Genomic DNA, 20,809 nt, shown 5'->3' on the forward strand with positions numbered 1-20,809 from the left:
TCTTGTATATAAAGCAGTATTGCCCAGCGCCGGAGTTTTCCTTAACAATAATGATTGCTAACTTTAACTTTAACATTAATATCAGAAAAACGTTACTCGCGTTGGTTGTTTGTTTAATTTCGAACCCATTAGCCAGGTTTATTTCACCTCTGACTCTTGTCGACGGGAATCAGGTTTTTCTCGCCTGGTTGCCGTTAAGTATGATGTATGCGGTTATCTTTATTTTTGGCCGCTACGCAATCGCCCCATTAATCGTTTCTTTTGCGATTACTAATCATCTCATCCTTCCCCTGACGGCACTACAGTCGGTGCTGCTGCTATTTTGCCAGCTATTTTCAGTGCTGGTATCCTGCGCGATTGTCAGAATGCTGACTGGCAGAACCTGGCGCAGCGGGCTGACGGCCAGGTATATGGGGACATGGATTTTCTGGGGCGGTTTTTTTGCACCGGTGTTAATGAAACTGACGATGTATCTGGTTGGCGTGTTTTTCGCGTTCCCGTTAGCTATCTCTAGCTATTTCAAAGAGATGCCAGCCGTGTATACCATTATTGATATACAAAGCCTGATCAGCGCTGCATTAATATTTACCACTTTCTTTTATTATCCAATGCGGATGGTTATCAGTCCGCGTTACGCAAAATTATTCTGGCGACGCCATTGCCAGCCATGGTTTACCCGCGAGCGGCGGGCATTTACCCTGTACTGGTTTATGGCTCTGGGCGCCATATTGCTGGTGCTGTGCGCCCCCTATAATTCTGATTATATTGCAGGTTATTTAGTACCACTTATTTTCATTGTGTGTTTTATTGGTATTAGTCGACTAGGCCATGTATTAATTCGTATTTCCTGGTCTGTTTCGGCATTTTTACTCGTTGCCTATAATCGAAATTTTCTCCAGGGGGTACAGACCGAATACTCCCTGTCATTTGTTCTTTCCGTACTGATCTCATTCACCATCTGTTTGTTTTATATGGTTGATATTTACAGCCAGAATGAACGAATTAAGCTCAGATGGCGGGATCAGGCCCAGGAAGACCCGTTAACCGGGCTGCCGAACCTGCGCGCGCTGGAATGCTATCTGCGCCAGGATGCTGACTTCGTCATCAGCAGCTTACGGATCGCTAACCTCGACTTCCTCAGCCGTCATTACGGCATGATGATGCGGGTGCATTGCAAACAGCAAATTGCCAGCAAATTACGGCCGCTGCTGGGGGAAAGGGATGAACTCTTCCAGCTACCGGGGAGCGAGTTGTTACTGGTTTTAGACGGGCCCGATCCTTGCGCGCGACTGGGTCATATGGTGGCGATGCTGAATCACAAGAAATTTAGCTGGCACAATCAAACGCTGGATCTGGAATTTGGTGCGGCCTGGGCAAGACACCGCGGCAGCGAAGAAGAGCTTCACCCAATGCTGGGCCAACTGAGCTGGCTGTCAGAGCAGGCGGGGAATGGTCGCCAGGTGCTGGCACTGGATGCTGCGCAAGAGCAGGTTTCTGACCAGACCAGCGAGCAGGTTCGGATGTTGACCCAGGTGAAGCGGGCGCTGAATGAACGCGATCTGGTGCTGTATGCCCAGCCTATCCAGAATTCGGCGGGTGAGGGGTATCATGAAATCCTGACGCGGATGCGGTGTGGCAAGTCAATGATGATGCCGGACCAGTTTATTCCGCTGATTGTTCAGTTCAACCTGAGTCAGCGTTTTGACATGCTGGTGCTGGAAACGCTCTTCAGTATGTTGCACCGGTATCCAGGGCACCATTTTTCCGTTAATTTGCTGCCTTACACGTTGATGCAAAATGATAGCGCCGGGCAGATTATCGCCTTGTTTAAACTCTATCAGCTGTCGCCGGAGACCCTCACTATCGAGATTACCGAAGAGCAGGCGTTCAGCGATGCGGGAGAGAGTATGCATAACATTCAGCAGCTGCGGGATTTTGGCTGCGCTATCGCCATTGATGATTTTGGTACGGGCTATGCCAACTATGAACGTCTGAAGCGCCTACAGGCGGATATCGTCAAGATAGACGGCTGTTTTGTCCGCGATCTCGAGAACGAGCCGCTGGATGTGATTATGATTAAATCCATTATTGAAGTCGCGAAGGTTAAAAACCTGACGGTGGTGGCGGAGTACGTCGAGACGGAAGAGCAAAAAGAGAGACTGCTGGCATTAGGCGTCGACTATTTGCAGGGATATTTAATCGGCAAACCGCGGCCGCTCAGCGATCTGCGGACGTAAAAAAGCCGGGCGAGCCCGGCTTTTTCATCATCTTGTGCGCTTACAGAACCAGTGCGGCGATAGATGCTGAGAGCACGCTCACCAGCGTCGAACCGTAAACCAGCTTCAGCCCAAAGCGGGAAACCACATTACCCTGTTCTTCGTTGAGGCCTTTGATCGCCCCGGCAATAATCCCGATAGAGGAGAAGTTGGCGAAGGAGACCAGGAAGACAGAAATAATGCCTTCAGCGCGCGGAGAGAGCGTGCTGGCAATTTTCTGCAGATCCATCATCGCCACAAACTCGTTCGAAACCAGTTTGGTGGCCATAATACTGCCCACCTGCAGCGCCTCCCCTGCCGGTACGCCCATGACCCAGGCAACCGGATAGAAGATGTAGCCAAGGATCCCCTGGAAGGAGATGCTGTAGCCAAACCAGCCGGTAACGGTAGCAAACAGGGCGTTCAGCGCGGAGATCAAGGCGATGAAGCCGATCAGCATGGCGGCAACGATAATGGCAACTTTAAAGCCCGCCAGAATGTATTCACCCAGCATTTCAAAGAAGCTCTGACCTTCATGCAGGTTGGACATCTGCAGGTTTTCTTCTTTTTCTTCAACGCGGTACGGGTTAATCAGCGACAGGACAATAAAGGTGCTGAACATGTTGAGCACCAGCGCAGCCACGACATATTTAGGCTGCAGCATCGTCATGTATGCACCGACGATAGACATGGAAACGGTCGACATCGCGGTCGCAGCCATGGTGTACATCCGGTTGCGCGACATTTTGCCCAGAATATCTTTATAGGCAATAAAGTTTTCTGACTGGCCCAGAATCAGGGAACTGACGGCGTTGAATGATTCCAGTTTGCCCATGCCGTTAATTTTGGACAGCACGGTACCAATGGCGCGAATGACGACTGGCAGGACGCGAATATGCTGCAAAATACCGATCAGCGCAGAGATAAAGACGATAGGGCACAGAACTTTCAGGAAGAAGAAAGCCAGGCCTTTGTCATTCATATTACCGAAAACGAAGTTGGTCCCTTCGTTGGCAAAGCCGAGAAGTTTTTCGAACATCTCGGAGAAGCCTTTCACAAAACCCAGACCGATATCAGAGTTCAGGAAGAACCATGCCAGCAAAACTTCAATGACAAGTAATTGAATAACATAACGAATGCGAATTTGGTTACGGTTATGACTGACCAGAAGAGCCAGTATAGCCACCACTACGATCGCGAGGATAAAATGCAAGACGCGGTCCATATTTGCTCCAAATATGAGGCAGGTTAGATTTCTGTGCACATTCTATGTAACAAGACCAAAGAAAACGAGATCAAATCCACACTATTGCAATGAACTGTGACCAATCGCCAAATTAGTGATCAAACATACATTTTTGTTATGTAGCGTAAAGGTTTTAAAAGTTGCTTAGATTGTACTAATCTGTGAATCGGCGAGATGCGAATTCATCAATGCCACTTTTTTCGTTGTTAGCCGCTATCGTTCCCGCCTATCAAAGCAATAATGATCATCTTTCTAAACGAACTTGATAATCATTCGCATTTTGATAACATGAAACATAGCAAAGGCTATATTTCAGAGGCAGAAAATGACTAGCAGTCGCGTTGAGAATAGCAGCGGTCGCGCAGCGCGCAAGATGAAGCTCGCATTGATGGGGCCTGCGTTCATTGCTGCCATTGGATATATCGATCCCGGCAACTTCGCCACCAATATTCAGGCGGGCGCCAGCTTTGGCTATCAACTGCTGTGGGTGGTGGTATGGGCAAATCTGATGGCGATGCTGATTCAGGTGCTATCGGCAAAGCTCGGTATTGCTACGGGTAAGAATCTGGCGGAACAGATTCGCGATCACTATCCGCGTCCGGTGGTGTGGTTTTACTGGGTACAGGCGGAAATTATCGCCATGGCGACCGACCTCGCCGAATTTATTGGCGCAGCCATTGGCTTTAAGCTGATTCTTGGCGTGTCGTTACTGCAGGGAGCGGTATTAACCGGGATTGCCACCTTCTTGATCCTGATGTTGCAGCGTCGCGGGCAAAAGCCGCTGGAAAAAGCGATCGGCGGTTTACTGTTGTTTGTTGCCGTCGCCTATATTGTGGAACTGATTTTCTCCCAACCGGCGCTGGCGCCGCTGACGAAAGGGATGATTATCCCGAGTTTGCCGAACGGTGAAGCCGTGTTCCTGGCCGCCGGTGTGCTTGGCGCGACGATCATGCCACACGTCATCTATTTACACTCGTCGTTAACGCAGAATCTGCACGATGGTACGCGCAAAGAGCGTTATCACGCCACCCGTTGGGACGTTGCGATTGCGATGACCATTGCCGGGTTTGTTAACCTGGCGATGATGGCCACCGCCGCTGCGGCATTTCACTTTAACGGCCACACCGGGATTGCCGACCTCGATCAGGCATATTTGACGCTGGAACCGCTGTTAAGTCACGCGGCTGCGACTATCTTTGGCCTGAGTCTGGTGGCCGCTGGTTTGTCATCGACGGTGGTGGGAACGCTGGCAGGACAGGTCGTTATGCAGGGCTTTATTCGCTTCCATATTCCGCTGTGGTTTCGTCGTGCGGTCACGATGCTGCCTTCGTTTATTGTCATTATGATGGGGCTGGACCCGACGAGAATTCTGGTGATGAGCCAGGTGCTGCTGAGTTTTGGTATCGCCCTGGCGCTGGTCCCGCTGCTGATTTTCACCAGTAATTCACAACTGATGGGGGATTTGGTCAATACCCCGTGGGTGAAGCGCACGGGGTGGGTGATTGTCGGCATCGTGGTATTGCTCAATGGCTGGCTACTGGTCGGCACGATCTTCGGGCTGTAATCACGTCGACAGCCATGAAAAAGGGGAGCCAACTGGCTCCCCGATTTGATTAATGATGGCCATGACCGTGGCCGGGACCGCCGCCCGGCCCGCGTCCCCAACCGCCCGGTCCACGTTCCCAACCACCCGGTCCGCGACCCCAGTCGCCGCGTCGGTCGTCGCGGTCATTCCAGCCTTCGCGATAGCCGCGTTCGTAGGCTTTACGTTTATCCCAGCCGCGATGCCAGCCGTTATCGTGACGTCGCCAGCGGTTATCACGCCATTCATAGTGACGACGCCAGTAATCACGGTCGCGCCAGCCGCCACCGTCCCAGTAGTTACCGTAATTATCACGATCGCCTATTTGTAATTTTACAGATGGCAGCAGGGTGATCTCTCTGGCATTTGCGACCAGTGGTGCTGAGACCATAAGCACCGCAGCCAGAATCAGTGACCTGAACATACTCTTCTCCTTCACGATCGGGACCTGAGCGCCGGATGATAGTGGCGCTCATTGGGCCTGTTAACGTGATATTACGAGGCGGTAAAGCCCCGCCGCATTGGATGGACTCCTAAATCGCGGATAAGAGCACTTTTTGCTAAAGCGAAATGGTGTTTACGCCGCAAGGATTGCGTCGATTGCCGCACACTCTTCTGCGCTGAAATGACGATGAGCGAGCATGCCCACGGCATCATCAAGCTGTGCGGTTTTGCTGGCACCAATCAGAACTGAAGTCACTTTCTCCGCGCGTAAAACCCAGGCCAGCGCCATCTGGGAGAGCTTTTGCCCACGGGCCTCAGCCAGCGCGTTCAGCCGACGAACCTTCTCGAGCTTCGCCTCGGTTAACTGTTCCGCTTGCAGGAAACGGCTGCTGCTGGCGGCGCGGGAGTCTGCCGGAATGCCGTGCAGATAGCGGTCGGTGAGTTGACCGCCAGCCAGCGGTGAAAACGCGATGCTGCCCACGCCTTCAGCCTGCAGAAAATCGAGTAGTCCATCCTCAACCCAGCGTTCGAGCATGGAATATTTAGGCTGATGAATCAGACACGGCGTCCCTAGGTCATTGAGAATGCGCACCGCTTCGGCTGCCTGCGCGAGCGGATAGTTGGAAAGCCCGACATACAGCGCTTTGCCCTGGCGCACGAGATGGTCCAGCGCGCGCATGGTTTCCTGTAACGGTGTTTCGGGATCCGGGCGGTGATGATAGAAGATATCAACGTACTCCAGCCCCATACGCTTCAGGCTTTGATCGAGGCTGGCTACCAGGTATTTACGCGATCCCCAGTCGCCATAGGGGCCGTCCCACATGGTGTAACCGGCTTTACTGGAGATAATCAGTTCATCGCGCCAGGGTAAAAAGTCCTCCCGCAGGATCCGGCCAAAATGGCTTTCCGCCGAGCCCGGAGGCGGCCCGTAATTGTTGGCTAAATCAAAATGGGTTATGCCAAGATCGAAGGCGTGTCGCAGCAGTTGACGGCTGGTTTCCACCCGCGTTTCGTCGCCAAAATTGTGCCAGAGGCCGAGGGAAATGGCCGGTAGCTTTAATCCGCTCCGGCCACAACGGCGGTATTCCATCGTCTGATATCGTGCCGCATTTGCCTGATAAACCATACTTCCTCCGCAGACAGGACAGGTTGTGTATACGGTTACACTAAAGAATATTCAGCGCGGAGTACACACTTCAAAGGCGTAAATTTTGCTTTCCACCCCGATTATCGACCGCTATCTGGACAGTTGGATCGCTTATTCAATACTCAGATCACCTGCAACGGGAAGAGGAGTATGGAGATGCAACCGACTTACACCATTGGCGATTATCTGCTGGATCGTCTGGTAGATTGCGGCATAGACCGCTTGTTTGGCGTACCTGGCGATTACAATTTACAATTCCTCGACCGTGTTATCGCGCACCAGGCGTTGGGATGGGTTGGCTGCGCGAATGAGCTGAATGCGGCCTATGCCGCCGACGGGTATGCGCGCATCAAAGGCGCCGGGGCGCTGTTGACGACCTACGGCGTCGGTGAGCTGAGTGCGCTTAACGGCGTGGCCGGCAGCTATGCGGAACATATTCCGGTACTACATATTGTCGGGGCGCCTGGCTCCGGGGCCCAGCAGCGCGGAGAACTCCTGCACCATACGCTGGGAGATGGCGACTTCACGCACTTTGCGCGGATGAGCGAACAGATCACCTGCACCCAGGCTACGCTGACGGCGGGGAATGCTTGCCACGAAATCGATCGCGTGCTGAGCGAGATGCTCACCCACCATCGTCCCGGTTATTTGATGTTACCCGCCGATGTAGCGAAAGCAAAAGCGACGCCGCCCGCTCGTCGTCTGGCGATCGAAGGGCCGCCTGCCGATGAGAATCAGCTGGCCGGGTTTCGTGAACATGCCGGGCAGATGCTGCGCAGCAGCCGTCAGGTATCGTTGCTGGCGGATTTCCTCGCCCAGCGCTATGGCCTGCAGAATACGCTACGGATGTGGGTGGCGAAAACGCCGATTGCCTGTGCCACGATGCTGATGGGAAAAGGGTTATTTGATGAGCAGCAGCCTGGTTTTGTCGGCACCTATAGCGGGATCGCCAGCGCGCCGCAAACGCGTGCGGCCATTGAAAATGCCGATACCATCATCTGTGTAGGAACCCGCTTCACCGACACCATTACCGCCGGATTTACCCAACATTTACCCCTTGAACGCACGATTGAAATTCAGCCCTTTGCCGTCAGAGTGGGCGACCACTGGTTTAGCCGCATCCCGATGGATCAAGCCCTTAATGAGTTAATGATTCTGTCCGCCAGCCTGTCAGCAGAGTGGAAGCTGCCAGACTGCTCTGCGCCGAAGGTGGAAAGCATGACGGGCGGCAACCTCACGCAGGGGAGTTTCTGGAGTACCGTACAAGAGCAGCTGCGTCCCGGGGATATCATTCTTGCCGATCAGGGAACCGCGGCTTTTGGCGTTGCGGCGCTCAGGCTTCCCTCAGACGCCACCCTGCTGGTCCAGCCGCTGTGGGGATCGATAGGATTTACCTTACCGGCGGCCTATGGCGCACAAACCGCAGCGCCGGGCAGACGGGTGGTGCTGATCGTGGGCGACGGGGCAGCCCAGCTGACGATTCAGGAGCTGGGGTCGATGCTACGCGATAAACAGCACCCGCTGATCCTGTTGCTTAATAACGAAGGTTATACGGTTGAACGAGCGATTCACGGCCCCGAGCAGCGGTATAACGATATTGCGCTGTGGGACTGGAACCGCTTGCCGGGAGCCTTCGCCCCTGATGTCCCTTCCCGATGCTGGCGCGTGACGCACACGGAAGAGCTTGCGGAGGCGATGGCCAGCAGTATTGGATCCGATAAGCTGACGCTGGTGGAGGTCATGCTGCCCAAAATGGATATACCCGACTTCCTGCGCGCGGTAACCCAGGCTCTGGAGGAGCGAAACAGCCGCGTTTAGTCGTTTCGTCGCCTGGCTATCATCATCGGCTTTCCGGCCAACAGCAGCCAGGCCGGGAGCATCACAATACACAGCAGCGGCAGCAGCGTCGTATCCGGGACGACGACCGCCGCCATAAACAGGCTGAGCCAGCCATCGCGGGTGACGACCAGCATCATGCCCAGAATGGCGCAAGAGACCGTGATGGCGGCCGGAACCGTATCAACGTGCGCGTGCAGCATTAAACCGAGCGCCACGCCGACGAAAACCGCGGGGAAAATGCGCCCGCCGCGAAAACCACTGGCGGCGGCGATGACCAGCGCTGCCAGCTTCACCAGCGCTATCAGCAAAAAGTCGCCGGCCGTCAGGGTCTGGTCCACGGCGATTTGCTGCATCTCCTCCAGCCCTTTAAACAACGTAATATGTCCGCCTGCGGCGCCGAGAATCCCCAGCAGCAGGCCACCGAGGCCTAACGTCAGCACCGGATTTTTCAGGCGGTTCATCAACGCATGCAGTCGCGGCAGGCACCAGACGGCCACCATTCCTACGGCAATGGCGATAAGCGTCACGATAGCGCCGCTGAAGATATCAACGACGTGCATTTGCGGATAAACGGGGATGGGCAGCGAGAAACGGGGATGGAAGAACAGATCGGTGGTCAGGGCGCCCGCCGCCGCCGCCAGCAGGGGAGCGAACAACCGGTCCCACAGCGGCACATCGTGACTGCCGTTGAGGGTTTGCGAAAAAATTAACGCGGCGGCCACCGGGGTGCCAAACAGCGCGCCGATAGTACCGGAGGCGGCAAGAATGGTCCAGTCCAGCGAACTGACGCGGGGGAACAGGTGAGAGCCGATCGCGACGGCAAGGGCGATATTCATTACCATGACCGGATGCTCAGGCCCGAGGCTGACTCCGCCAGCGAGACCTAATACCAGCGCGGCGACCAGGCCCGGTAGCGCGCCGGTGCTGATGGGGGCGCCAATTAACGATTCGGTGGCCGGGTCCGGCCCGGCATGCCCGGGGCTAAAACGGACCACCAGACCCACGGCAATACCGGTCAGCGTGAGTACGGCGATAGTCCATAACGGCCCGCTGGCTTCAATGCCTAAACCCGTCGGCACGCTGGACCAGATAACATGCTGCAATATGGCTGCAATCTTCATCGTCACAATCAATACCAGACTGGAAGCGATACCGATAATCACGGCGGGTATCGATAACAACAGCATCGTTCTGGCGCGCGGATGCAGCATGAAATATTTCCTTTTAAAGGTCGTGAAGCCCGATTTTGTCTGTACCCCTGCGGGGCGTCGATGCAAATGATGCTGAAACGAGAAACGGACGGTTATGCCTGACGATCTTACCGTGCGTTGAGCATCATTTTGCACAGGTTACAACTCAAATGTGATATAGGTCGCTAAATTGTGGGCACTTATATGTTGGTCGTTGTTGTTAAGGCATCATGAATTTACAGTGTGCCAAAAGAATCATTTTGACTTTAGTGGAGCCGTAACGGAATGACAAAATTTGCTTTAGTAGGAGACGTCGGCGGAACCAATGCCCGCCTGGCATTATGCGATATTGCAAACGGGGAGATTTCCCGGGCAAAAACCTATTCCGGGCTCGATTACCCCAGTCTTGAAGCCGTTGTCCGCGTCTACCTTGACGAGCAGGGCGTTGAGGTTGAAGACGGTTGCATCGCGATTGCCTGTCCGATCACCGGTGACTGGGTGGCGATGACCAACCACACGTGGGCCTTTTCCATCGCCGAGATGAAAAAGAACCTCGGTTTTTCCCATCTGGAGATCATCAACGATTTTACCGCAGTATCGATGGCGATCCCGATGCTGAAGGCTGAGCACCTGATTCAGTTTGGTGGTACAACGCCGGTGGAAGGAAAACCTATCGCCGTTTACGGCGCAGGAACCGGCCTGGGCGTTGCGCACCTGGTGCATGTCGACAAACGCTGGGTGAGTCTGCCGGGCGAAGGGGGACACGTTGATTTCGCGCCGAACAGCGAAGAAGAGGGGATTATCCTCGAAGAGCTGCGCGCAGAGCTGGGGCATGTCTCTGCCGAGCGCGTGCTATCCGGTCCGGGGCTGGTTTATCTGTATCGGGCGATAGTGAAATCAGATGGCCGCCTGCCGGAAAATCTCCAGCCGAAAGATGTGACCGAACGCGCGCTCGCCGACAGCTGCATCGATTGCCGTCGCGCGCTGTCGTTGTTCTGCGTGATTATGGGGCGCTTTGGCGGCAACCTGGCGCTGACGTTGGCCACCTTCGGCGGCGTGTATATTGCTGGCGGCATCGTCCCGCGTTTCCTGGAGTTCTTTAAAGCTTCCGGTTTCCGCGGCGGGTTTGAAGACAAAGGGCGCTTTAAAGCCTTCGTCCAGGATATTCCGGTCTACCTGATCGTGCACGATAATCCGGGCCTGCTGGGTTCCGGGGCGCATCTGCGCCAGACGCTTGGGCAGATTCTCTAACCTTGTCATCGTCAGCCCGTTCCGGCGTAGCCGTGCGCGGGCGACTCTCTTCTGCATACCCCTGCTACAGATGCATAAGCTGGCGAAATTCTTTGACCTTGCTGCGGCTGACCGGCACCTGAAACTCCAGATCGCGTAAGCGCAGAATATAGGTATTGTTGAACCAGGGCTCAATTTCGCGAATTTTATTCAGGTTCACGCAGTATGAGCGGTGGCAGCGGAAGAAGTGCGCTGGCGGCAGCTTGCCGCAAAACTCCGTAATGTTCATTGGCATCACGAATGATTCCCGCCGGGTATAGACAAAGGTCATTTTTTCGTGGGCTTCCGCATAGTAAATATCGTGAATACTGGTCACGATAATTCGCTCATCTTTTATGAGATTGATCGTGTCATTTTCCCGCTGCGGATTGGTCGTCGTCCCGGTCTGGCTGCCTGTCTGCTGCTGTAGCTGCCAGGCGCTGGTCAGCTTTTGCAGCATGTTAATGATGCGTGATTCCTGGTACGGCTTCAGAATGTAGTCGAACGCTTCCAGTTCAAAGGCCTCCACCGCGTGCTCTTTCCAGGCGGTGATAAACACAATAAACGGTTTATGCGCGAACTGGCTGATATTCTGCGCCAGCAGGACGCCGTCCAGCGAAGGGATGTTGATGTCGAGAAAAATGGCATCAACCTTGTTGTGCTGCAGGAACTTCAGCACGTCCAGCCCGTCGTCGAACGTCCCGACAATCTCCATCTGGCTGTGGGTGTTAATTAACCACGTGAGCTCCTGCTGCGCCGGGAACTCGTCTTCAACTATGATGACTTTCATTTTTTCTCCGTTCATGGCAACAGAGACACCGCAGTGGTCTGGGAGACAAGCTTGTTAGGCACGTAGAACGCAATCTCGGTTCCCGGATTCATGCGGCGGATGTGCAGCCCTTCGCCATACAGTAATTTTACCCGATGGTGCACGTTGAGCAGACCGATTTTATTCCCCGGCATTTCATCCGCCTCTACCCGCGCGACCACGGCAGGATCGATGCCATTTCCGGTATCGCGAACGCTAATCCGCACCCGATTACCGCACTCGTTGATGCCGAGGGTGACGACGCCTTTGCCTTTGCACGGCTGGATCCCGTGGACAATGGCATTTTCCACCAGCGGCTGAATCAGCAGGCTCGGTATCACGCAGCTGACCTCATCGTCGATGTCGTAGATAACGGTGAGCTTATCGCCGAAGCGCGCCTGTTCGATGGCAATATAATCCTTGATTTGGTACAGCTCTCTTTTGATATCAATCTGTTCGTCGTCTTTTAATTCAATGTTATAGCGTAAATAGCGCGACAAATTAAAAATAAGCTGACGGGCGGTATCCGGATTCATGCGGATCGAGGATGAAATCGCATTGAGGGCGTTAAAGAGAAAGTGCGGGTTGATTTTGCTCTGGAGGGCGCGCAGTTCGGCTTTGTTGGCCATTTCCCGCAGCTGTTCCGCCCGTGAGACCTCCAGCTGAGTGGAGATGATTTGCGACAGACCGACGGCCATCTCCTGCAGGGACGAGGTGATGCGGTGGGCGTGGCAGTAATAAATTTTCAGCGTGCCGGTCACCACGCCTTTCTCCCGTAGCGGAATGACCAGCATGGAGTGAATCTCCGGCGTTCTGTAAGCTTCATCATTGTTTTTAATAATGATTTTTCCGCTTTCGATCGCCTGGCGCGTGGTGGGACTGATGTCATTATCACTATCGTGATAGTTGCTTTCGCCAAATCCGACGTAGGCCAGAACCCGATCGGTGGTGGTGATGGCCACCGCGTCGGCGTTGATATCGCGGCGAATGATGTCGCACACCTGGCGCAGGGATTCGCTGTTGACATGACGGAAGAGCGGCAGCGTTTTGTTGGCGATATCTAGCGCCAGTTTTGCCTGGCGCGCGGCGCTGGCCTCCTTTTCACCCTCGACGCTCTGGACCAGCAGCACGATAAAACCGATACAGACGCTGCCAAGGATCATCGGGATCCCGATTTTGGAGACGATATCGAGGCCCAGCGAAAACGACGGCGCCCAAAAGACCACGAGGATCATGGTTAACGTTTCGCAGAGCATCCCGGCGAGAATCCCGATCTTCCAGCGCTGAGCCTTCGGCACTTTGCGATTAATCAGCCCTGACAGCAACCCGGCAACAATGCTGGTGATAAAGCAGGGGATAGCGGTTACACCATCAATATCAATAAGGTAGCGATGTACACCGGCAATGGCCCCAACGATAGCTCCGACCCAGGGGCCAAACAAAATCCCCCCGGACATCACTGCGATAATCCGCACGTTGACCAGAGAACCCTCTACCGGCACGCCAGACCAGGTGCTGAACAGGGCAAACAGGGAAAAAATGGCGATAACCGCCAGCAGCTCTTTCGGTGTATGCGCAGATTTATGCAGTAGCTCGCGAAACAGGCGCAGACGGATTAGGAAAAAAAGGCAAATCAGCATGAGTGCCGCGCGGTCGAAAACCGCCAGCAGCATTGTAAATATTTCGTGCATGGGTGCGCCGTGTCTATCGCGGGAAAGCAACATCATAAAAAACCTGGCGACAGAAGGCCAGCGAAGCGTCGAACAGAGAAAAGTCACACGAAAAAAAGGGGATTGATAGCCGGGCCAGCGCCGACATGATGAGCGGGAGATAAATGATAAAAACAGGTAAATTAATAGATATTAATATGTTGCACCTAATTTTCGTGGCGGCTAAATCGAGGATGTCCACCGTCGGATGTCATTAGCCTGATGCCCGCATTTTTCGCCGGCGATTATTTTTTTCTCACCCTCTCGACAGCATCATTTTTTTCGGGTTATTTTCTAAGCTCGTCGCAAACGCGACAGCGTCGCTCGGACGGTCCGGGCGCTAACGTTACTCTGAGGAATCTATGACTGCATCCAGTCCTGAACGCCGTTTTACACGTATCGATCGTCTGCCCCCTTACGTTTTTAATATTACAGCTGAGCTGAAAATGGCTGCGCGTCGGCGCGGTGAAGATATTATCGATTTCAGCATGGGCAACCCGGACGGCGCGACGCCGCCGCATATCGTTGAAAAACTTTGCACCGTTGCCCAGCGTCCTGATACGCACGGTTACTCCACCTCCCGCGGTATTCCTCGCCTGCGCCGCGCCATTTCGCGCTGGTATCAGGATCGCTACAACGTTGAGATCGATCCGGAATCGGAAGCGATTGTCACCATTGGTTCAAAAGAGGGGCTGGCGCATCTGATGCTGGCGACGCTGGATCATGGCGACACGGTGCTGGTGCCTAACCCCAGCTACCCGATCCACATCTACGGCGCGGTGATTGCCGGTGCGCAGGTGCGTTCCGTGCCGCTGGTGGAAGGCGTTGATTTCTTCAACGAGCTGGAGCGGGCGATTCGCGAAAGCTACCCAAAACCGAAAATGATGATCCTCGGTTTCCCGTCCAACCCGACCGCACAGTGCGTCGAACTGGAATTTTTTGAAAAAGTGGTCGCGCTGGCGAAGCGTTACGATGTGCTGGTGGTACACGATCTGGCCTACGCCGACATCGTTTATGATGGCTGGAAGGCCCCTTCAATTATGGAAGTTCCCGGCGCGCGTGATGTGGCCGTGGAGTTCTTTACCCTCTCCAAAAGCTACAACATGGCCGGCTGGCGTATCGGCTTTATGGTCGGTAATAAAACGCTGGTCAATGCATTGGCGCGTATTAAAAGCTATCACGATTATGGCACCTTCACCCCCTTGCAGGTCGCGGCAATTGCGGCGCTGGAAGGCGACCAGCAGTGCGTTCGTGATATCGCCGAACAGTACAAGCGCCGTCGCGATGTGCTGGTTAAAGGGCTGCATGAAGCGGGCTGGATGGTCGAGTGTCCGAAGGCATCGATGTACGTTTGGGCGAAGATCCCCGATCAGTATGCGGCGCTGGGCTCGCTGGAGTTTGCGAAAAAGCTGCTGCAGGATGCGAAAGTATGCGTTTCGCCGGGTATCGGCTTCGGCGATTACGGTGATACCCACGTGCGCTTTGCGCTTATCGAAAACCGCGATCGTATCCGCCAGGCCATTCGCGGGATCAAATCGATGTTTCGCGCCGACGGGCTGTTGCCTGCATTGGGTAAGTCAGCCGGGGAAAGCCTCGAATAACGGCGAAGCCAGGAACAGCACCAACAAAAAACGGGAGCCGCTGGCTCCCGTTTTTTTGACTCTGGCGGTGCTTAAATCATCAGGGCAAAAGTACCGGCCCAAACGATGACCATAAAAGATACGCCCATAATAAAGTATTTCACGACTCATCACTCCGCGTTCTCGGCGAAACGCCTAAATGAATTTAATCTTCATTGTTGATTCTGATCTGTCGCAGTAAAAGCTGATGATTATAACGGCCGCGGCAGGTCGAAATTCTGTGCGATAACTGCTCCAGATGGCGCTAATGTACGCCTAAAAAATGAGGGAAACAAGAGGCATTTTTTTATTAATTTTTAGCTACTTACGAGTGTCGTGATTCGGCGACACATTAATTTCATTCGGTAATAAATTCCATTCTGGCGACGGTTTTCGCCGTAGCGGCCTTTCGGCGATAGCGGCTTGATTTTGGCATGTATGCTGTTACCGGCCGCTTCCTTGCGGCGGGCTCGTTTTAACCGCCGCGATCAGGTCAGAGTGAGCGAATGTGTCCACCATCGCCCACTTCGGCGTGACGATACCATTCCATCAGTTCCAGCGTTCCTTCTTCACCCTCCGCTGGCGCCCACGACACATAATCTCCGGCAGCAACAGGCTGATAACCGCCGTGTTTGACCTCAAAAATGACGCCGCCGGCATCCAGCGACAGAACCGCATGCCAGGTCCCGGCATCCATCTCTAACGCCGTACACTCTTCACCTAATACGATGCGGCGAGTGACGAAACCGAGGTCATCAAAAGTCAGCACCACAAAACGGCCGCTGAGAGCCAGCAGCAGTTCAAAGGTGTGCGGATGACGGTGAGGGCGAATATAGGTTCCCGGTTCCATCGCGATCGCCAGACGTTGTACGGGATCGGTTAATTCCGGGTGAAAATTACGATGAGCGCGTAAACGAGGTGAACGCGCTGCCGCTTCGCTCTGCTGTTGCATGTCACTGAAAGTGATGTATTTCATTTAGCCGCCTGACGTGAGGTCTGAGATTGCGAATGGTTTCGCTACCGTAGATGAGCTCTGCACTGTGTGGCAGAAACCCGGTCGCCGCATTGTATCCATTCCCCTGGCCGGCGCACACTGTTTTTCGGTTTCATCAGGCGCTATATCGCGTGGCCAGTTCAACACGCTGACGGCATTGACCTTTCGATGACCTCCTGGAACAGGGTAGACCATAGCAGGCTCCTTGATATATATGACGCCTTCCATAAACTCGAATGATTATTATCGTATGTCAGCGGTGTCATAATACAACTTATTCATTTTATGAATTGTATTATGACAAAGATATAGCCGGTTTTATATAACTCAGTTTTTTAAAAGTAAGATTTTTTCTCTCAATATATGAAGGATATTCTTATTTTGATGAGATTGTTGTTTTGAATTTTTCGAATAGTTGAGCGATTTAATCTGAAAATACAGTAATGGCGCGGTGTTTACACCATTGTTAAATATTTTACGATGGCCCTGAATGTATCACTCTTTTTTTGCCTGCTTTACCTTAACGCAAATTACTGGTTAAAATAAAAACCCTGTCTTTTATATGGCAATGCTCTGTCCGGAAAAGGGACTAATTTATTCAGGAGATAAATATATATGTCTGAATCATTTCAGAATGAGATACCTCGTGCACGTGTAAATATAAAACTGGATCTGGTGACGGGTGGCGATAAGAAGAAAATTGAGCTGCCGTTGAAGCTCCTGAGCGTTGGTGACTTCAGCAATGGCAAGGCGCAAGGGACGCTTTCAGAGCGCGAAAAAATCAATATCACTATGAGTAATTTCAACAGCGTCCTCGCGGATCTCCATCCCGAAGTTTGTCTCACTGTTAAAAATACCCTCGCCAACGATGGGTCCGAAGAGAATGTGAAACTGGCCTTTCAGGATATGAAGGATTTTGAACCTGAGGCGGTAGCGCGGCAAATTCCACAGCTGCGTGTGATGCTTGCTATGCGTAATTTGTTACGTGATTTGAAATCCAATCTGCTGGACAACGTTACTTTCAGGAAAGAACTGGAAATCATTTTAAAAGACCCTGCTCTTTCCGATGAGCTGCGCAGTGAATTGAATGCGCTTGCTCCGGCCCAGGATTAATGTCTGGAACTTTAACGGAATATTAACGAGAAAAATGCTGATGTCAGTAAATAACGAAATCCAGAATGAGGGAAGGGCAGCGACAGTTGAAAAAATGCTGCCGCAGAACGGTGTATATGCCTCACTGTTCGACAAAATTAATTTAACTCCGGTCGCTGAAATGGGTGACCTGAATGGATTTGAAGATAATACCGTAATGGCGGAAACCTCCGCCGATGAACGTGTTACCGCCGCTGTTCAGGTTTTCATGCAGTGTCTGCACAAGTCTGGTCAGAAGGTCGAGAAGCTCGATAAGACATTACTGGACCACCATATCGCTGAACTGGATTTCCAGATCAGCCGTCAGCTTGATGAAGTCATGCACCATGACGCGTTCCAGAAAGTGGAGTCCGTGTGGCGTGGCCTTCAGTCCCTGGTGAGCAAGACTGACTTTCGCCAGAACGTGAAGCTGGAAATCCTCGATCTGTCCAAAGAAGAATTGCGGCAGGATTTCGAAGATTCTCCGGAAATTGTCCAGAGCGGCCTGTACAAACAGACCTACATCGCTGAATACGACACCCCGGGCGGTGAGCCGATTGCGGCGGTGATTTCAGCTTATGAGTTTGATGCCACCGCGCAGGACGTGGCGCTGATGCGTAATATTGCAAAAGTCTCCGCCGCCGCGCACATGCCTTTTATTGGCTCTGCGGGGCCGAAATTCTTCCTCAAAGAGTCGATGGAAGAGGTGGCGGCCATCAAAGATATCAGCAACTACTTCGACCGCGCCGAGTACATCAAGTGGAAATCCTTCCGCGAGACGGACGATTCACGCTATATCGGCCTGGTGATGCCGCGCGTGCTCGGTCGCCTGCCGTATGGTCCGGACACCGTACCGGTACGCAGTTTCAACTATGTTGAAGAAGTGAAAGGCCCGGATCACAATAAATACCTGTGGACTCATGCGTCTTTCGCCTTTGCGGCCAATATGGTGAAAAGCTTCATCAATAATGGCTGGTGCGTGCAAATTCGCGGCCCGCAGGCCGGTGGCGCAGTGAAAGACCTGCCGATCCATCTGTATGACCTCGGTACCGGCAATCAGGTGAAAATTCCGTCCGAAGTGATGATCCCGGAAACCCGCGAGTTTGAGTTCTCCAGCCTCGGCTTCATTCCGCTGTCATACTACAAAAACCGCGACTACGCGTGCTTCTTCTCTGCGAACTCCGCCCAGAAACCCGCCCTGTATGACACAGCCGATGCCACGGCCAACAGCCGCATTAACTCACGTTTGCCGTACATTTTCCTGCTGTCGCGCATCGCCCACTACCTGAAGCTGATTCAGCGCGAAAATATCGGCACCACCAAAGACCGCCGTCTGCTGGAGCTGGAGCTGAACACCTGGGTGCGTGGCCTGGTCACCGAAATGACCGATCCGGGCGATGAGCTGCAGGCATCACACCCGCTGCGCGATGCGAAAGTGGTGGTGGAAGACATCGAGGATAATCCGGGCTTCTTCCGCGTGAAGCTGTACGCGATCCCGCACTTCCAGGTGGAAGGGATGGACGTCAACCTGTCGCTGGTCTCCCGTATGCCGAAGGCCAAAGCGTAAGGTCAGGGGAAATCAGGGATGAAAATTTTTCGCCCACTTTGGGAGGACGGGGCAGTTCTGGCCCCGCAACAGTTCCAGCAGCAAGCCCGCTGGAATGCACACATTGCCGATACGGTCGCGGGGATGGGGATTTCCCATCTCTGGGGCGTGGCGAGTGCCGAATTTGATGACGCCGCTCTGGCGTTGTCGCGCCTGAATGCCACCCGTCTGGTGGTGCGCTTTCAGGATGGTACTCTGGTTGATACGAGCCTGGCTGATAATCTTCCGCCGGTCTGTGATTTATCCTCTGCCGCTGGCAGAGAGTCCGTCGACGTGGTTGTGGCACTGCCGCTGCTGAGTGCCAGTGGCGGCAATCTGGATAACGGTCAGGACAGCGAGCGTCCTAAGCGCTGGAAAGCCGAGCGCGTGGTGGTTCAGGAGCTGGCCGGGTATGAAAGCGGTGAGCTGGCCATTCTGCGTAATGCCATCACCCTTCGTTTGTCCACGCAGGAAAATACCGCTTACCTGACCTGCCCTGTGGCCCGCCTGGCACGTAATGCGCAGGGGCTGTGGAGTCGTGATACGTCCTTTATCCCACCGATGCTCTCGGTTGCGGCAAGCCCTTTGCTTGTGACTGAACTGGGTGACCTGCTGGTGCGCCTGCAGGCACGACGTAAGCGTCTGATGGCGATGCGCCGTGAAAGCAACGAGCGTATGGCGGATTTTGCTGTGGCGGATGTCTCCCTGTTCTGGTTGCTCAATGCCATCAACAGCGCGGAGCCTGTGCTGGCCGAACTGCTGCAGACCCCGGGGCGTCACCCTGAGTTGCTCTACCGTGAACTGGCTCGCCTGGCGGGCAGCCTGCTGACGTTTTCACTGGAGCACGATGCCGGGGAGATTCCTGCTTATCAGCATGATGTGCCTGAACATGTGTTCCCGCCGTTGCTGACGCTGCTTGATAAGCTGCTGGAAGCCAGCCTGCCATCACGCGTGGTCAGCATTCAGCTTGAGCGGCAGGAACAGATCTGGAAAGGCGCCCTTCACGATGCGCGCCTGCGTGAAGGGGCCGATTTCTACCTCTCCGTGCGCTCTTCCATGCCGAATCACGAGCTGCAAACGAAATTCCCGCTGTTGTGTAAGGCGGGTAGCTTTGAAGATGTCTCGGATGTGGTGAACGTGGCCCTGAGCGGAATGGTGATCAAACCGCTGACGCATGTGCCGGCGGCGATCCCTTTGCGTCTTGAGAACCAGTACTTCTCCCTGGATCTGAGCTCGGAAGCGGCCCGTAGCATGCTGGAAATGGGAAGCTGCACCTTCTACACCCCGCGCTCACTGGGGGATGTGAAACTTGAACTCTTTGCGGTGCTGCGCTCATGAATAAATCCGGTCACAGTCAAATCGAACAGATTTTTTATCCGGGCTGGTTGATGGCCAGCCAGCTGCGCGGCGGACAGGTAGTCCGGGACGGAGAAGTGCTCTATCGCCGGGCCTGCCGTCTGGTTCAGGAAGCGCGTACGTTGCTCTCGGATGCAGGTTACAGCGAAATCAGCCGGGATCACATGGTTTACGCCCTGTGTGCTCTGCTGGATGAGAGTGTCCTGAACCGGGGTACCACCGACGATGGCTATCTGACCTGGCGCCGCGACCCGCTGCAGGCGCATTTCTTCGGTACCCTGAACGCCGGGGAGGAACTGTGGGAGCGTATCCGCAACCTGCTGAAAGAGTCCGCACCGGACACGGCCGTACTGACCTGCATGTACCGGACCCTGCAGCTGGGATTTGTCGGCCAGTACCGGGCGCAGGATGACGAGCGCCGTGAAGACGTGGTACGTGCGCTGGGTGAACGGGTGCCCGCTTTTACGCTTGCCCAGGATGCGCCGCTCGTTATCAGAGCGTCTCGCTTGCGCAGCGGCCGTCGTCTGTACTGGATTTCCTGGATCCTCGGGGCGGCAGTACTGGCTGCGCTGTGGTTCTTTCTCTCTTCCTCCCTCACCGAACTGGTGAGCCAGACGGTCAGACCGGGGTAAAGG

At 54.0% G+C, this 20,809-nt stretch carries 17 protein-coding genes; 9 read left to right on the top strand and 8 right to left on the bottom strand.

Annotation, left to right across the window (positions count from 1 at the left end; genetic code table 11):
• Nucleotides 1–50: 50 nt before the first annotated feature.
• Nucleotides 51–2,237, top strand: a complete 2,187-nt coding sequence (locus Electrica_RS06795) for a sensor domain-containing phosphodiesterase (protein ID WP_141964025.1) — start codon at nucleotides 51–53, stop codon at nucleotides 2,235–2,237.
• 40 nt (nucleotides 2,238–2,277) lie between these two features.
• Here Electrica_RS06795 and Electrica_RS06800 read toward each other — a convergent pair whose 3' ends face one another.
• The gene (locus tag Electrica_RS06800) at nucleotides 2,278–3,480 is read right to left on the bottom strand and encodes a NupC/NupG family nucleoside CNT transporter (RefSeq protein WP_100686531.1); all 1,203 of its coding nucleotides are present in this window, start codon (nucleotides 3,478–3,480) and stop codon (nucleotides 2,278–2,280) included.
• 346 nt (nucleotides 3,481–3,826) lie between these two features.
• Here Electrica_RS06800 and Electrica_RS06805 point away from each other — a divergent pair, with 346 nt between their 5' ends.
• Nucleotides 3,827–5,065 (top strand): Nramp family divalent metal transporter, encoded by a 1,239-nt coding sequence (locus Electrica_RS06805; RefSeq protein ID WP_131048821.1) that lies wholly within the window; start codon nucleotides 3,827–3,829, stop codon nucleotides 5,063–5,065.
• 49 nt (nucleotides 5,066–5,114) lie between these two features.
• Here Electrica_RS06805 and Electrica_RS06810 read toward each other — a convergent pair whose 3' ends face one another.
• Nucleotides 5,115–5,507: a DUF2502 domain-containing protein gene (locus Electrica_RS06810; protein ID WP_141964027.1), complete on the bottom strand. Its 393-nt coding sequence runs from the start codon at nucleotides 5,505–5,507 to the stop codon at nucleotides 5,115–5,117.
• A gap of 153 nt (nucleotides 5,508–5,660) precedes the next feature.
• Nucleotides 5,661–6,653: an L-glyceraldehyde 3-phosphate reductase gene (mgrA, locus tag Electrica_RS06815; RefSeq protein WP_100686534.1), complete on the bottom strand. Its 993-nt coding sequence runs from the start codon at nucleotides 6,651–6,653 to the stop codon at nucleotides 5,661–5,663.
• Between the two features lie 177 nt (nucleotides 6,654–6,830).
• Between mgrA and Electrica_RS06820 the strand changes: the two genes are divergently transcribed.
• On the top strand, nucleotides 6,831–8,492 hold the full coding sequence (locus tag Electrica_RS06820; protein WP_141964029.1) for an alpha-keto acid decarboxylase family protein: 1,662 nt from the start codon (nucleotides 6,831–6,833) through the stop codon (nucleotides 8,490–8,492).
• On the opposite strand, the gene Electrica_RS06825 is transcribed toward Electrica_RS06820, so the two are convergent.
• Nucleotides 8,489–9,724, bottom strand: a complete 1,236-nt coding sequence (locus Electrica_RS06825) for an ion channel protein (protein ID WP_100686536.1) — start codon at nucleotides 9,722–9,724, stop codon at nucleotides 8,489–8,491. The two genes, Electrica_RS06820 and Electrica_RS06825, sit on opposite strands and share 4 nt — an antisense overlap.
• Nucleotides 9,725–9,988: 264 nt before the next feature.
• Between Electrica_RS06825 and glk the strand changes: the two genes are divergently transcribed.
• Nucleotides 9,989–10,954 carry a glucokinase gene (gene glk, locus Electrica_RS06830; RefSeq protein ID WP_100686537.1) on the top strand — a complete coding sequence of 322 codons (966 nt, stop codon included), beginning with the start codon at nucleotides 9,989–9,991 and terminating at the stop codon, nucleotides 10,952–10,954.
• A 64-nt stretch (nucleotides 10,955–11,018) separates the two neighbouring features.
• On the opposite strand, the gene Electrica_RS06835 is transcribed toward glk, so the two are convergent.
• Both Electrica_RS06835 and Electrica_RS06840 read right to left on the bottom strand, forming a co-directional pair.
• Nucleotides 11,019–11,762, bottom strand: a complete 744-nt coding sequence (locus Electrica_RS06835; protein WP_100686538.1) for a LytR/AlgR family response regulator transcription factor — start codon at nucleotides 11,760–11,762, stop codon at nucleotides 11,019–11,021.
• An 11-nt stretch (nucleotides 11,763–11,773) separates the two neighbouring features.
• A complete protein-coding gene (locus Electrica_RS06840; protein WP_160703313.1) occupies nucleotides 11,774–13,453 on the bottom strand; it encodes a sensor histidine kinase in 1,680 nt (559 codons plus the stop codon).
• A 398-nt stretch (nucleotides 13,454–13,851) separates the two neighbouring features.
• Between Electrica_RS06840 and alaC the strand changes: the two genes are divergently transcribed.
• A complete protein-coding gene (alaC, locus tag Electrica_RS06845; protein WP_141964032.1) occupies nucleotides 13,852–15,090 on the top strand; it encodes an alanine transaminase in 1,239 nt (412 codons plus the stop codon).
• Between the two features lie 71 nt (nucleotides 15,091–15,161).
• Here the strand turns inward: alaC and ypdK are convergent, their stop codons facing one another.
• Together ypdK and Electrica_RS06855 are read right to left on the bottom strand one after the other, a co-directional pair.
• Nucleotides 15,162–15,233: a membrane protein YpdK gene (ypdK, locus tag Electrica_RS06850; protein ID WP_099130696.1), complete on the bottom strand. Its 72-nt coding sequence runs from the start codon at nucleotides 15,231–15,233 to the stop codon at nucleotides 15,162–15,164.
• Between the two features lie 368 nt (nucleotides 15,234–15,601).
• A complete protein-coding gene (locus Electrica_RS06855) occupies nucleotides 15,602–16,084 on the bottom strand; it encodes a WbuC family cupin fold metalloprotein (RefSeq protein WP_100682848.1) in 483 nt (160 codons plus the stop codon).
• A 633-nt stretch (nucleotides 16,085–16,717) separates the two neighbouring features.
• Between Electrica_RS06855 and tssB the strand changes: the two genes are divergently transcribed.
• The 4 genes from tssB to tssL all read left to right on the top strand — a co-directional run bounded on the left by tssB (nucleotide 16,718) and on the right by tssL (nucleotide 20,806).
• On the top strand, nucleotides 16,718–17,215 hold the full coding sequence (gene tssB, locus Electrica_RS06860) for a type VI secretion system contractile sheath small subunit (protein ID WP_141964034.1): 498 nt from the start codon (nucleotides 16,718–16,720) through the stop codon (nucleotides 17,213–17,215).
• A gap of 94 nt (nucleotides 17,216–17,309) precedes the next feature.
• Nucleotides 17,310–18,800, top strand: a complete 1,491-nt coding sequence (gene tssC / locus Electrica_RS06865; protein ID WP_320416071.1) for a type VI secretion system contractile sheath large subunit — start codon at nucleotides 17,310–17,312, stop codon at nucleotides 18,798–18,800.
• An 18-nt stretch (nucleotides 18,801–18,818) separates the two neighbouring features.
• A complete protein-coding gene (tssK, locus tag Electrica_RS06870; RefSeq protein WP_141964036.1) occupies nucleotides 18,819–20,156 on the top strand; it encodes a type VI secretion system baseplate subunit TssK in 1,338 nt (445 codons plus the stop codon).
• Nucleotides 20,153–20,806 (top strand): type VI secretion system protein TssL, short form, encoded by a 654-nt coding sequence (gene tssL / locus Electrica_RS06875; RefSeq protein WP_141964038.1) that lies wholly within the window; start codon nucleotides 20,153–20,155, stop codon nucleotides 20,804–20,806. The genes tssK and tssL overlap by 4 nt, the downstream gene beginning before the upstream one ends.
• Nucleotides 20,807–20,809: the final 3 nt, after the last annotated feature.

This window comes from Klebsiella electrica, from assembly GCF_006711645.1.
GTDB classification, from domain to species: domain Bacteria; phylum Pseudomonadota; class Gammaproteobacteria; order Enterobacterales; family Enterobacteriaceae; genus Klebsiella; species Klebsiella electrica.